The organism is Parvularcula sp. IMCC14364, assembly GCF_030758415.1.
GTDB lineage: Bacteria > Pseudomonadota > Alphaproteobacteria > Caulobacterales > Parvularculaceae > Aquisalinus.
Genome location: NZ_CP132334.1, coordinates 1,079,221 through 1,093,080 on the forward strand (window position 1 = coordinate 1,079,221; position 13,860 = coordinate 1,093,080).

9 protein-coding genes are annotated in these 13,860 nt (G+C 57.6%); all 9 read left to right on the top strand.

Annotated elements, in window-relative coordinates; translation table 11 throughout:
* Window positions 1-308 precede the first annotated feature (308 nt).
* The 9 genes from RAL90_RS05165 (at window position 309) to gltB (ending at window position 13,842) form a co-directional block, all read left to right on the top strand.
* Window positions 309-1,526, top strand: coding sequence for a Ppx/GppA phosphatase family protein (locus tag RAL90_RS05165; RefSeq protein ID WP_306253454.1), 1,218 nt, complete (start codon window positions 309-311; stop codon window positions 1,524-1,526).
* 54 nt (window positions 1,527-1,580) lie between these two features.
* Complete coding sequence (locus RAL90_RS05170) at window positions 1,581-2,420, top strand: RlmE family RNA methyltransferase (RefSeq protein ID WP_306253455.1); 840 nt, start codon at window positions 1,581-1,583, stop codon at window positions 2,418-2,420.
* Window positions 2,417-2,950: a tyrosine phosphatase family protein gene (locus RAL90_RS05175; RefSeq protein WP_306253456.1), complete on the top strand. Its 534-nt coding sequence runs from the start codon at window positions 2,417-2,419 to the stop codon at window positions 2,948-2,950. Before RAL90_RS05170 ends, RAL90_RS05175 begins: the two co-directional genes overlap by 4 nt.
* Before the next feature lie 12 nt (window positions 2,951-2,962).
* On the top strand, window positions 2,963-4,438 hold the full coding sequence (gene guaB, locus RAL90_RS05180) for an IMP dehydrogenase (protein WP_306253457.1): 1,476 nt from the start codon (window positions 2,963-2,965) through the stop codon (window positions 4,436-4,438).
* Complete coding sequence (locus RAL90_RS05185) at window positions 4,439-4,810, top strand: MmcQ/YjbR family DNA-binding protein (RefSeq protein WP_306253458.1); 372 nt, start codon at window positions 4,439-4,441, stop codon at window positions 4,808-4,810. It begins immediately after the preceding gene.
* Window positions 4,807-6,117 carry an RsmB/NOP family class I SAM-dependent RNA methyltransferase gene (locus RAL90_RS05190; RefSeq protein WP_306253459.1) on the top strand — a complete coding sequence of 437 codons (1,311 nt, stop codon included), beginning with the start codon at window positions 4,807-4,809 and terminating at the stop codon, window positions 6,115-6,117. The genes RAL90_RS05185 and RAL90_RS05190 overlap by 4 nt, the downstream gene beginning before the upstream one ends.
* A 9-nt stretch (window positions 6,118-6,126) precedes the next feature.
* Complete coding sequence (gene guaA, locus RAL90_RS05195; protein WP_306253460.1) at window positions 6,127-7,701, top strand: glutamine-hydrolyzing GMP synthase; 1,575 nt, start codon at window positions 6,127-6,129, stop codon at window positions 7,699-7,701.
* A gap of 166 nt (window positions 7,702-7,867) precedes the next feature.
* The gene (locus RAL90_RS05200; RefSeq protein ID WP_372340432.1) at window positions 7,868-9,310 is read left to right on the top strand and encodes an NAD(P)-dependent oxidoreductase; all 1,443 of its coding nucleotides are present in this window, start codon (window positions 7,868-7,870) and stop codon (window positions 9,308-9,310) included.
* A gap of 20 nt (window positions 9,311-9,330) precedes the next feature.
* Window positions 9,331-13,842 (top strand): glutamate synthase large subunit, encoded by a 4,512-nt coding sequence (gene gltB, locus RAL90_RS05205; protein ID WP_372340433.1) that lies wholly within the window; start codon window positions 9,331-9,333, stop codon window positions 13,840-13,842.
* Window positions 13,843-13,860: the final 18 nt, after the last annotated feature.

Sequence of the window (13,860 nt, forward strand, 5' to 3'; positions counted from 1 at the left end):
GCAGGCCTGACATGGCAAGCCGTACAACCTCCGGTCGATTGCTCAGGATGACGGGTCTCCGGCTTTTGGCAAGCTGAAGAACATCAAGATACTTATGTGCTGCCTTCTGCCATGGCTTATGATCAAGCCACCTGCCTGGTGATTTGCGCGAACACACCATCCTGCCTTCGCAGCGCCACAGGGCAATGCGATGGCACCCCTGTGGCAGGTGACTACAAAATCAGGTTGCGACTGGCGGCGGCCACGCGCTACGGTTTGAAAAAACATGAAGGCCGCACAAGTGGCCCCAGGTCAGCGAGGACGCAACAGTGACCAGTGACAGCACCCCCTCCCGAAAGGCAGAGGCGGGCGGGGGAGGTGACTCATCCCCCCGGAAAAAAAATAAAAAAAGGCGCCAGAATATCAGTGCCCGGCGCCTGAAGAAGCTGAAAGCCGCTCATGCCGGCCTGCAGACCCCGCCAGAGGGCGAGGTGCAGGTGGAAAAGCGCTTGGAAAAAGACTGGCGACCCGCCCCGATATTTTCGGCCAAATATGCCGCCATTGACCTTGGTACCAATAATTGCCGCCTGCTGATCGCCAGCCCCCATAAACAGGGTTTTCGCGTCGTCGATGCCTTTTCACGCATTGTGCGCCTTGGCGAAGGCGTGAGCCAGTCGGGTCGCTTGTCCGATGAGGCAATGGATCGCACGATAGAGGCGCTCAAGATTTGCGCCGACAAGGTCCGGCAGCGCCGCGTGACGGCGCTGCGCAGCATCGCCACACAGGCCTGCCGCATGGCTGACAATGGCGAGGAATTTCTCGCCCGTGTGCGGCAGGAAACGGGGCTGACTTTTGACCTGATCTCGCCGGAAGAAGAGGCGGGACTTTCCGTGCGGGGCTGCCTTGATCTGACGGACCCGACCTCGGAAGCGGTGCTGGTTTTTGACATTGGCGGTGGCTCGACGGAAATTTCCTGGGTGCGCCGTGTCCGCGAAGCCAGTGACACACGGCCGGCACGGCATCGGATTGTCAGCTGGACCTCCATCCCGCTGGGCGTGGTTTCCGTGTCCGAGCGCTTTGACGGGCGTGATCTCACCCGCGAGACTTATGATGAAATCGTTGAACTGGTCGCTGAAAAGGTCCGCGCGTTTGAGGGCGCAGACGAGATGCGCCCGCTCTTCGAGGCGGGCCGGGCGCACCTGCTGGGCACATCGGGCACTGTCACCAGCATTGCGGGCGTGCATCTGGGGTTGAAAAAATATAATCGCCGCGATGTGGACGGCATCTGGCTCGCGTCCGAGCGGGCGGTGGCGTTGTCGGAAAAACTGCGCGGCATGACCTACGAGCAACGTCAGCGCGAGCCGTGTATCGGGCCGGATCGCGCTGATCTCGTGGTGCCAGGTTGCGCCATTCTGGAAGGGATCCTGACCGCATGGCCCTCCACGAGAATCAGGGTGGCCGATCGTGGCCTGCGCGAAGGCATTCTTTCCGAGTTGATCGCTAGGGACCGCAAGACACGGCGCAAACGCCGCCGGCGCCGTCGGTAGGAAACAGCCATAAAAGAGACTGGCATCAAAACGACTCTTCCGTTATGTGGGCACATGGAGCACTCGAAACGGCATAAATCAGGCAAAAAGGCAAAATACCGCGCTGCCGAAAAGTCGTCTTCTGCGCCCAAAAAGTCCAAAAGCCATACTGATATTTCCAGAACCGCCCTGGGCGAGGAACCGGAAAAGCGCAGTCTCAAGTCCCGCCCCACAGGCGATGCGGACCAGCGCGCCAAGCGTGAGCTTGCCACGAAGGTGAAAACGGCCAAGGGTCGCAAAATCTCTTCCACGCTCTGGCTGCAACGGCAGTTGAACGATCCATTCGTCGCCAAGGCAAAAGCAGAAGGTTACCGCTCCCGCGCGGCCTACAAGCTTCAGGAAATTGACGAGAAATACCGGATATTGCGCAAGGGCGCGCGCGTTGTTGATCTTGGCGCTGCCCCCGGTGGCTGGTGCCAGATCGCGGCAAAAGTTGTCGGCCCCAGCGGCAAGGTTGTCGGCATCGATTACCTGCCGATGCCCCCGGTGCCCGGCACACAGGTGCTGGAGATGGATTTTCTCGATGAAGAAGCGCCAGACAGGCTGAAAGCATTGCTGGATGGCGATGCAGATATCGTCTTGTCAGATATGGCCGCCCCGACAACCGGCCATCCCGCCACAGATCATCTGCGCATCATTGCTCTGGCGGAAACCGCGCTTGATTTCGCCGAGGAAGTGCTGGCCGAAGGTGGCCATTTTGTCGCCAAGGTATTTCAGGGCGGCGCCGATCATGACCTTTTGATACGCCTCAAGAAGAATTTCCGCAAAGTGCTGCACGCCAAGCCGAAAGCCAGCCGACAGGATTCAGCTGAGATGTATGTGGTTGCCACCGGGTTCAGGGGGAGAAAAGCATGAAAATCTGGGTTTCCAGCCTTGCCATGGTGCACCAGGTCGCACGCGATAATAGTCCCGCCCGAATTGTCAGCCTGCTCGGCCCGGATACGCCATTTCCTGATGTTGAGGGATATGGGCCTGATATTCATCACCGCGTCTGCCTGGATGATGACCGCAAACCGATTGAGGGTCGTCTGACACCAAACGAGGCGCATGTTTCCGGTGCGATTGATTTCCTGAAAGACTGGAACCCGGATGATGCGATGCTCGTGCATTGCTGGGCTGGCATCAGTCGTTCCTCCGCGACCGCTTTCATCGCTGCGTTTCTGCATAATCCGGATATTGATGAAAGCCTCATTCTGGATGATATCAGGGAGGCGTCTCCCACAGCTTTCCCCAACACCCGTATTGTTGCGATCGCGGATGATCTGATGGGGCGGAGTGGGCGCATGGCCAATGCCGCCACCCGGATGTGCAGCGACCCGGACCGGACCAGCCGCGCTTATCAGATCGGCGAAGCGGTGCCTTTTTCCATCCGTGCGAGATTTTGACTGGAGTACAAAATGCAAATACGTGAAGCCCTGACCTTTGATGATGTCCTGCTGGAGCCGGGCGCATCTGAAGTCATCCCCTCGCAGGTGGATGTTACTGCGCGCCTGACCCGGGATATTACCCTCAATATACCAATCATTGCCTCTGCCATGGACACGGTGACTGAAGCACAGATGGCCATTGCCATGGCGCAGAATGGTGGCCTCGGTGTGCTGCACCGCAATCTCTCGATTGAGGAACAGGCCGAACATGTGCGCCGGGTTAAGCGTTATGAAAGCGGCATGGTCGTCAACCCGGTAACCCTGACACCGGAAGATACATTGCGCACTGCACAGGATATCATGATCGAGCGCAAGATTTCGGGTTTTCCGGTTGTCGAGAACCGCGATGCCAATGGTGTTGGCAAGCTGGTTGGGGTGCTGACCAATCGCGATATGCGCTTTGCGACGAATTTTGACCAGCCCGTGCGCGACCTGATGACTTCTGTTGATCTCGTAACCGTAAAGCCGGGCGCCACGCGCGAAGAAGTGAAAGAGCTCTGCCACAAGCGCCGCATTGAGCGCGTGGTTGTTGTCGATGATGATTATCGCTGCATTGGCCTGATGACGGTCAATGACATTGAAAAGTCAGAGAAGTTTCCGCTTGCCTGCAAGGACACTGCAGGCCGGTTGCGGGTTGCCGCTGCGTCCACCGTGGGCGATCAGGGTTTTGCCCGGGTAGAAGCGATCATGGATGCGGGGGTAGATGTGATCGTTATTGATACCGCTCACGGACATTCCTCGCAGGTGGTCAGGCAAGTGGAGCGGGTCAAGAAACTGTCCAATTATACACAGGTTATTGCGGGCAATGTCGCCACCTATGAAGCCGCCAAGGCGCTGGCACTGGCGGGTGCTGATGCTATCAAGGTTGGTATCGGCCCGGGGTCGATCTGTACAACCCGCATTGTGGCGGGCGTCGGCGTGCCTCAGCTCACAGCCGTTTCTGATGCTGCCCGCGCCGCGAAAGAGGAAGGCATTCCCGTCATCGCCGATGGTGGGATCAAATATTCCGGCGATATGGCAAAGGCTCTGGCTGCCGGGGCGGACTGCTGCATGATCGGCTCCCTTCTGGCGGGTACGGATGAAGCACCCGGTGAAGTGTTCCTCTATCAGGGCCGGTCCTACAAGTCATATCGCGGCATGGGCTCTATCAGCGCCATGGCGCGTGGTTCAGCTGACCGGTATTTTCAGGCTGATGTGAAAGAGCAGATGAAACTGGTGCCAGAGGGTATTGAGGGGCGCGTCGGCTATAAAGGCCCGGCGGCGCCAATTCTGCATCAGTTGATTGGCGGGGTACGTGCCAGTATGGGCTATGTCGGAGCGGCAACCCTGTCGGAACTGCAGGAAAAGGCGCGGTTTGTAAAAATTACCAATGCGGGCTTGCGCGAAAGCCACGTACACGATGTGTCTATCACCCGTGAAGCGCCAAATTACCCAACGTCGAGCTAGATGACTTACGAAGAATACAACGCTTTTTGTGGCTCATTGCCGGCGACGACCCATGTGGTGCAGTGGGGCGGCTCCCATGTCTGGAAAGTTGGCGGCAAGATGTTTGCAGTTGGTGGCTGGGATGACGGGGCGCATCCGCATATCACTTTCAAGGTATCGGATATTGCCTGGGAGTTTCTCAAAGAAGCGCCCGGGTGTCGGCCTGCGCCATATCTGGCCTCGCGCGGGATGAAATGGATACAGAGCTATGACAGCCCCGGTCTTAGCGATGCCGAATTGAAAGATTACCTCACAGACTCTCACAAGCTGGTGTCGCTCGGCCTGACCAAAAAGAAGCAGAAAGAGCTTGGATTGAATCAGGACCAGCCATGAAAGAGTCAGGCCGCTTGAGCGGTGCAATAGAAGTGTTGGAGAATTTCGAGGCGCAGCATGTGCCTCTGAAGATCTGCCTGACAGATTGGGGCAGGGCGCACCGTTTTGCCGGGTCCGGGGATCGCTCGTGGATTTCATCCCTGTGTCATGATGTTGTGCGTCGCCGCCAGTCTCTGGCCTCTCAGATGCAAGATGATACACCGCGCGCGGCTTGCCTTGCAGCGCTGCGTTGGGGATGGGGCTGGGACGCCGAACACCTTGCCGGTGTTGCCGCCGAAGAGCCTCATGGGCCTGGTGCACTGACAGCAGAAGAGCAGTATGCTCTTGAGACGGATGGTCACATTGATGCCGCAGATACCGCATATCGGGCAGATCTGCCGGCATGGCTTCTGTCGGATTTTGCTGTAGAGGAAGCAGCGCTGGTGCCAGAAGGGCAGGCCATAGCAGCGCGCGCGCCCATAGATCTGCGGGCCAATACGCTTAAGGCGGATACTGAGAAAGTTCTCAAAAGCCTGAGCAAAATCAATGCGCAGCCTGCGGCGTTTATACAAACTGCCCTGCGCATTGCGCCGCCCGAAGCTCAGCAGAAAAGCCCGGCGCTCGACGCCATGCCTGCTTTTGCCAAAGGATGGGTGGAAGTGCAGGACCTTGGCTCCCAACTGGCTGCTCTGGCTGTTGGTGATGTAGCCGGTAAGCAGATTCTGGACTATTGCGCGGGGGCTGGCGGCAAGACGCTGGCGCTGGCGGCACTTTCTGGCAATTCCGGACAGGTCTTCGCGTGGGATGTGGAGCCGCGGCGTCTGGCGCCTCTGTATGAGCGCATACGCCGCGCTGGCACGCGCAATGTGCAGGTGCGCAGCCCTGCAGACGGTGCCACGCTGGACGACTTGACGCAGAAAATGGATGTTGTTTTCGTCGATGCGCCTTGCTCAGGCTCTGGTACATGGCGGCGCAAACCGGACGCCAAATGGCGGCTGACGTCAGCGCAACTCGCCAAACGACACGCGCAGCAGGATGATGCGCTGGCCACAGCCAGTCAATTCGTAAAGCCGGGCGGATTGCTTGTATATGTGACCTGCTCGATCATCAGTTCTGAAAATCGCACCCGTGTTGATCATTTTCTGCAGACCCATACGGATTTTCAGGAATCTGACGCGCTTGCACAGATGCAGCAGTCAGGCCTGCTCAAAGATGACGCAGCTGAGAACCTGCGGCTTTGTCTGTCATTAACCGGAAGCCTTCAGCTCACGCCATACCGTACCAACACAGACGGCTTTTTCATTTCCACACTTTTCAAGAAAGGGTGACCCCTGACCATGTTAGACCCTGAGATCACCAAGCACCACGAACGCGCCCTGATTGTGGATTTCGGCAGCCAGGTGACCCAGCTCATCGCCCGCCGTCTGCGTGAAGACGGCATCTATTGTGAAATCCATCCTTTCAACAAGGTGGGGTCTGCTTTTCTTGAAGAATACGCGCCCAAGGCAATCATTCTCTCGGGCGGGCCTGCCAGTGTCTCCCTTGAAACAAGCCCGCGCGCAGATGATGCCGTTTTCAATCTCGGCATCCCTGTTCTTGGCATCTGTTATGGTGAACAGACCATGGTGGCGCAGTTGGGCGGCGCAGTTGAAAATGCTGACCACCGGGAATTTGGCCGGGCACAAATTGAAGTCATCAGCGACAGCCCGTTATTTGAAGGGGTCTGGCAGAAGGGACAGCATTATCAGGTCTGGATGAGCCATGGGGACAGGGTCATCAATCTGCCTGACGGTTTTGAGGCGATTGCGGTGACGCCGTCAGCACCCTTCGCTGCCATCGCCGATGAGGCACGTCAGTACTATGCCGTTCAGTTCCATCCGGAAGTTGTGCACACGACGGATGGGGCAAAATTGCTCAGCAATTTCACCCGAAATATCTGCGGTCTTGGGGGGGACTGGACCATGGCTGCCTTCCGGGAGGAGATGATTGGTAAAATCCGGGCGCAGGTTGGCGACGGGAAAGTCATTTGTGGTCTGTCCGGCGGCGTTGATTCATCAGTGACCGCCGTGTTGATCCACGAAGCCATTGGTGAGCAACTGACATGTGTTTTCGTTGATACCGGGCTGATGCGGGCAGGGGAGGCTGATGAGGTCGTTCAGCTGTTCCGTGATGCTTATAACATTCCGCTTATTCATGTACAGGCGGAGGATCTGTTTCTGGGGGAGCTTGCAGGTGTTGATGACCCGGAGCAGAAGCGCAAGATTATCGGCAGGCTGTTTATTGAGGTATTTGAAAAGGAGGCTGCCAAAGTTGGTGACGCCAAATTCCTGGCGCAGGGCACCCTCTATCCGGATGTGATTGAAAGTGTCTCCTTCGATGGCGGGCCGTCGGTCACCATCAAGTCCCACCATAATGTCGGAGGTCTGCCGGAGCGGATGAATATGGCCCTTGTTGAACCCTTGCGGGAGCTGTTCAAGGATGAAGTGCGCGCGCTTGGGCGAGAGCTTGGCCTGCCGGATCATTTCGTTGGCCGTCATCCTTTCCCGGGGCCGGGGCTGGCCATTCGCATTCCCGGCGCTGTCACCAAGGAAAAAGCAGATCTTCTGCGCAAGGCAGATACGATCTATCTTGATGAAATCCGCAAGGCCGGTCTGTATGATGCCATCTGGCAGGCTTTCTCGGTGCTGCTGCCCGTTCGCACGGTTGGAGTCATGGGCGACGAGCGCACATATGACCATGTGCTGGCTTTGCGCGCGGTGACCTCAACAGACGGTATGACGGCTGATTACTACCCGTTCGACCACGACTTCTTCGGCCGCACGGCCACCCGCATCATCAACGAAGTGCGCGGCGTCAACCGCGTCGTCTATGACATAACCTCCAAACCCCCCGGCACAATCGAGTGGGAATAGCATAATCTGCCACATGAGGGCTGCTGTGATGTTGAAAAATAATGTTGCATTGCGGTATGGAGCATAATAATGTTCGCTTCCGCGCTGAGACAGTGCACCGTTCACGCAAACCAGAAAAACTTATGGGCCCCCTGTGGGCAGGCTTTAATATACACGCATGTCACAGATTAAAGAGCCAATGCTGAAATTCGTCTCGCGCGCGCGGCAGACCCCTGAAAAGCGGGAAGCTGCAGCGCGGCGAGAGGACTTTGATGAAATCTACGCGCAATTCGCCGCCACCCGTGCGGCGGAGCAGGCGGCACGATGCAGTCAGTGCGGGGTGCCGTTTTGTCAAAACCACTGCCCGCTGGGTAATGACATTCCCGATTGGCTGAAGCTGGTTGCGGAAGGCCGGTTGCAGGACGCCTATGCGGTTTCGTCCGCAACGAACAATATGCCGGAAGTGTGTGGCCGCATTTGCCCGCAGGACAGGTTGTGCGAAGGTGCCTGTGTCATTGAGCAGTCTGGTCACGGGACCGTCACGATCGGCTCTGTCGAACAATACATCACGGAAACGGCCTGGCAGGAGGGCTGGATCAAGCCGGTCAAGCCAATCAGGGAGCGCCCTGAAACGATCGGCATTATTGGGGCCGGTCCCGCCGGGCTCGCTGCCGCTGAAGAATTGCGCCGCGCCGGTCTGCAGGTCACGGTTTATGACCGTTATGACCGTGTAGGCGGTCTGCTGATTTACGGTATTCCCAATTTCAAGCTGGAAAAGCAGATTGTCGAGCGGCGCACCAGATATCTGGAAGAAAGTGGAGTGGTTTTTCGGCTCAACTTTGAAATTGGCAAGGATGAAACCTTTGCGGCGCTGCGTGAAAAGCATGATGCTGTTCTGATCGCGACGGGCGTTTACAAATCCCGCGAGCTTGTCTGTCCCGGCATTGGCAATAACGGCGTGATTGCAGCGCTTGATTATCTGACAGCGTCGAACTGCACGGGGCTGGATGATAAAGTCCCGGCTTTTGATGACGGCAGCTTGAATGCGGCTGGCCGCAAGGTTGTGGTCATTGGCGGCGGGGATACAGCGATGGACTGCGTGCGCACGGCTGTTCGACAGGGGGCTGCATCAGTCACGTGTCTTTATCGGCGTGACCGGAAGAATATGCCTGGATCGGCGCGTGAAGTGGCTAACGCCGAAGAAGAAGGCGTGGTTTTCGAATGGCTTGCTGCGCCAAAGGCCATTTTGGGGGACAGTAACAACGCCGCTGGCGTCCGCGCTGCCCGCATTGAGCTGGGCGAGCCGGATGAGTCTGGGCGCCGGGCACCGATAGAGATTCCGGATGCTCAGACGGACTATCAGGCGGACATGGTGATCAAGGCTCTGGGCTTTGAGCCGGAGGACCTGCCGTTGATGTTTGATCAGCCAGAGCTGAAAACAACCAGCTGGGGCACGCTCCGTGTGCGTCCGTCATCGCTCGAGACAAATCTGCCCGGTGTCTACGCGGCGGGTGATATCGTCCGTGGTGCCTCGCTCGTGGTCTGGGCAATCAAGGATGGCCGTGATGCCGCTGCTGCCATTACGGCTGAAATGGACGCCAGAGCGACCGCCAGTTTCGCCGCGGAATAACAGGAAAGTACGCAATGAGTATGACCGATGTCATCGCGACATATCAGCAACGACGCCAGCGCCTGATTGAGGCGGGGGCCTACGACCCGGCATCAGAACATGATGCCTGTGGCGTTGGTCTGGTCGTGGCGCTGGATGCCACGCCGCGGCGTGAAATTGTTGATATGGCGATCTCCGCACTGAAGGCCGTATGGCATCGTGGTGCGATAGATGCGGATGGCAAGACAGGCGATGGTGCCGGCATTCGCCTCAATGTCCCGCAGGAACTGTTTCGTGATTTTGTTGAAACAACAGGTCACCGTGCGGGGAGTGCTGATATTTGCGTTGGCATGGTCTTCCTGCCACGCACAAATTTCAGCGCACAGGATTCAGCACGCGCTATTGTCGAGTCGGAGATTCTGCGCCGGGGCTTTTATATCTATGGCTGGCGGCAGGTGCCGGTGCAGGCGGGGTGCCTTGGGGAAAAGGCGAATGCCACGCGCCCGGAAATAGAACAGATCCTGTTTCACGATCCGCGCAACCGGCCACAGGAGGAGCTTGACCGCATCCTTTATGTTGTGCGCCGACGCATTGAGCAGCGTGCGCGCGAATTGGCCATGAACGAATTCTATGTCTGCTCTCTCTCGTCGCAGGATGTCATCTATAAGGGCATGTTCCTCGCGGAGGATATTGACCGGTTCTACACGGACCTTCAGGACGAGCGCTTTGTCTCCCGCGTGGCGATCTTCCATCAACGCTATTCAACCAATACGTTCCCGGAATGGCGTCTGGCCCAGCCCTTCCGGATGCTGGCCCATAATGGTGAGATCAATACCATCAAGGGCAATACCAACTGGATGAAAAGCCACGAAATCCAGATGACATCAGAAGTGTTCGGCGAGGATGGTGAATACACCAAGCCTGTCATTCAACCTGGCTCATCGGATTCAGCTGCGCTCGACCAGGTCTTTGAATTGCTGGTGCGGGCCGGGCGACCGGCAACAGTTGCCAAAACGCTGTTGATCCCTGAAGCATGGTCAAAACGTGTGTCAACCATGCCGACAGAATGGCGTGCTTTGTACGAGTACTGTAATTCCGTAATGGAACCATGGGATGGCCCGGCCGCAATCGCCGCCTATGACGGTCGATGGGCGATTGCGGGGCTGGACCGTAATGGTCTGCGCCCGTTGCGTTATGCGATCACCGATGACGGCATTCTGGCTGTCGGTTCTGAAACAGGTATGTGTCCGCTTGGCAACCGCAAGGTTATCCGGCGTGGCTCGATAGAGCCGGGGCGCACTATTGCTGTTGATCTGGAGAAGGCAGAGTTTTACGATTCTGACAAATTGCTCGATCGGCTCGCGTCCAAACAGCCCTATACTAAGTGGGTTCAGAACATCGTTGAGCTTGAAGGGCGCATCGGCCCTGGCGCGGAAGAGAAGATGTTCGAGCCGGAAGAGTTGATGCGACGGCAGGCGGCCGCTGGTCTTGATCTTGAGACGCTCGATCTGATCCTGCGCCCCATGGCGGAGACAGGCAAGGAAGCTATCGGTTCCATGGGCGACGATACCCCGATTGCCGTGCTCTCCCGCAATTATCGTCCGCTATCGCACTTCTTCCGGCAGAATTTCAGTCAGGTTACCAACCCGCCCATAGACCCCTTGCGCGAAAGCGGCGTCATGAGTCTCAAGACGCGGTTCAAGAACCTGGGCAACATTCTGGCCACCAGCGAAACCCAGACAGATGTGTTCGCCCTGGAAAGTCCGATCCTGACCAATGGCATGTTCAGTCGCCTGAAAGGATTGCTGGACGAAAAAATAGTCGAGATCGACTGCACGTATGATGCTGCCGGTATCAAGAAGGATGGCACATCCCTGCGCCGGGCGCTGGACCGCATCCGTCAGGAGGCGGAATATGCAGTCAACAAGGGTGCTGGCCATATCGTCCTGACAGATGCGCATCAAAGCGCGGGGAAAATAGCGGTGCCGATGATTCTGGCCGCCGCCGGCGTCCACACCCACCTCACCAATGCAGGCAAGCGTTCATTCTGCTCGATTATTGTGCGCTCGGCAGAATGTCTTGATGCTCATTATGCCGCCGTATTGATCGGCACGGGCGCGACGGCAGTGAACCCGTATCTGGCCCTGGACAGTATCCGGCGGGCCCACCAGCGCGGTGATTATCGTGACACGGACATCGGTGACTGTGCGTATAATTACAAATGTGCGCTGGAAGCTGGCCTTCTTAAAATCATTTCCAAAATGGGGATCTCGGTCATCTCTGCCTATCGCGGGGGCTGCAATTTCGAAGCGCTGGGTCTCTCGCGGATGCTGGTCGCCGAATTTTTCCCCGGCATGACCAGCCGCATCTCCGGCATTGGTCTGGCGGGTCTTGAAGAGAAGACTGCCGAGTTGCACGCATCTGCCTGGTGCAGTGATGCGCCGCCATTGCCGGTTGGCGGGTTCTATCGTCACCGTCGTCGGGGGGAGCATCATGTTCTCGAAGCAACCCTTATTGCTGATTTGCAAAAGGCTGTGCGCGAGGATGACCGTCAGGCTTATCAGCGCTACACACAGGCGCTTGAAAGTCAGCCGCCGGCGCAACTGCGCGATCTTTTGCGCTGGCGAGCTACAGGGCCAGAGACAAATCTGGAGCAGGTGGAAACATCCAGCGCGATCCGGCGTCGCTTCATAACGCCGGGCATGTCGCTGGGCGCACTTTCTCCCGAAGCCCATGGGACCCTGAATATCGCCATGAACCGCATCGGTGCGCGATCTGTTTCCGGTGAGGGCGGGGAGGATGCCGCGCGTTATACGCCGCATCCCAATGGTGATAACGAAAACTCTGCCATCAAACAGATCGCCTCTGGGCGTTTCGGGGTAACCGCAGAATATCTTAATCAGTGCCGGGAAATTGAAATCAAGGTTGCCCAAGGGGCAAAGCCTGGCGAGGGCGGCCAGCTGCCGGGCTTCAAGGTAACTGAATTTATCGCCAGGATGCGCCATGCAACACCGGGCGTCACGTTAATCTCGCCGCCACCGCATCACGACATCTATTCGATCGAAGACCTTGCCCAGTTGATCTATGATCTGAAGCAGATCAACCCGGAAGCGCGGGTGTGCGTCAAACTCGTTTCGGCATCCGGCATTGGGGCGATTGCGGCAGGTGTTGCCAAGGCGAAGGCGGATACTATCCTCATTTCGGGTAATGTCGGTGGCACCGGGGCAAGTCCGCAAACATCCATCAAGTTTGCCGGTGCCCCGTGGGAGCTTGGCCTGGCAGAAGCACATCAGGTTCTGACCCTCAATAACCTGCGTGAACAGGTAACGCTGCGTACTGATGGCGGCATCCGGACGGGCCGTGATGTCGTAATCGCCGCAATGCTGGGCGCAGAAGAATTTGGCATCGGCACCATTTCGCTGGTTGCCATGGGCTGCCTGATGGTGCGGCAGTGCCATTCAAATACGTGCCCGGTGGGTGTCTGCACACAGGATCAGGATTTGCGGGATCGTTTCCCCGGAACGCCGGAGCATGTGGTCAATCTGATGACATTCATCGCAGAAGAAGTGCGCCAGATACTCAGTGCACTGGGTGTCAATTCTCTGGAAGAGATTATCGGTCGCTCAGACCTTCTGAATCAGGTATCGCGCGGGGAGCCGCATCTGGATGACCTCGATCTCAACCCGATCCTGATCCGCGCTGATGCAGGAGACGGGCCGAAGCGATCCAGTCGGCAGGGGCGGATCGAAGTCTCCGACACGCTCGACCAGCGTATTGCCCCGGAACTTGTGCCGTTTTTTGAGCGTCGCGAGAAACTGCAACTCTCTTATCCGGTGCGCAACACGGACCGGGCCATCGGCACACGGATTTCCTCGCATATTGTGAGAAATTTCAATCCCTCGGACCTCTCGGAAGATCACCTGACTCTACGCCTGAACGGCTCTGCCGGTCAGTCCCTCGGGGCTTTTGCGGCACGTGGCCTGCGTATTGTGGTTGATGGGGATGCCAATGACTATGTCGGCAAGGGTCTTTCAGGCGCGACGATTGTGGTGCGCCCGGAGGATCAGACGGGTGTCAGCAATGATGCGATCATCGGTAACACCAGCCTTTATGGCGCAACATCCGGCGCGCTTTTCGCTGCGGGCCGTGCGGGCGGGCGCTTTGCGGTGCGCAATTCTGGTGTCATCAGCGTGATTGAAGGCTGCTCTGCCAATGGCTGCGAATATATGACAGGCGGCATCGCCGTCATCCTTGGCACCGTCGGTGCGAATTTCGCGGCGGGCATGACAGGCGGCAAGGCCTATGTGTTGGATGATGACGGCACATTCGAAGGGATGGTCAATCCGGACAGTGTCGCCGTGCGCCGGTTTGCGGCAGGCGATGACGACCGGGAATGTCATGACCTGGTAGAGCGCCACTGGCGAGAGACGAAATCACCACGCGCCCGGGGGTTGCTCGATGACTGGACAAATGCCCGGACGAAATTCTTTGTTGTCGAACCACTGGAACTTCTGGCACGTCAAAAACAACAGACGGTCGCAAAATCCGCATAATCTGCGGGGACACCAGAG

What these genes read in the sequence shown, in the direction of transcription:
- RAL90_RS05170 (WP_306253455.1), top strand. Translation starts at nt 1,581, where the DNA reads ATGGAGCACTCGAAACGGCATAAATCAGGCAAAAAGGCAAAATACCGC.
- RAL90_RS05175 (WP_306253456.1), top strand. Translation starts at nt 2,417, where the DNA reads ATGAAAATCTGGGTTTCCAGCCTTGCCATGGTGCACCAGGTCGCACGC.
- guaB (WP_306253457.1), top strand. Translation starts at nt 2,963, where the DNA reads ATGCAAATACGTGAAGCCCTGACCTTTGATGATGTCCTGCTGGAGCCG.
- RAL90_RS05185 (WP_306253458.1), top strand. Translation starts at nt 4,439, where the DNA reads ATGACTTACGAAGAATACAACGCTTTTTGTGGCTCATTGCCGGCGACG.
- RAL90_RS05190 (WP_306253459.1), top strand. Translation starts at nt 4,807, where the DNA reads ATGAAAGAGTCAGGCCGCTTGAGCGGTGCAATAGAAGTGTTGGAGAAT.
- guaA (WP_306253460.1), top strand. Translation starts at nt 6,127, where the DNA reads ATGTTAGACCCTGAGATCACCAAGCACCACGAACGCGCCCTGATTGTG.
- gltB (WP_372340433.1), top strand. Translation starts at nt 9,331, where the DNA reads ATGACCGATGTCATCGCGACATATCAGCAACGACGCCAGCGCCTGATT.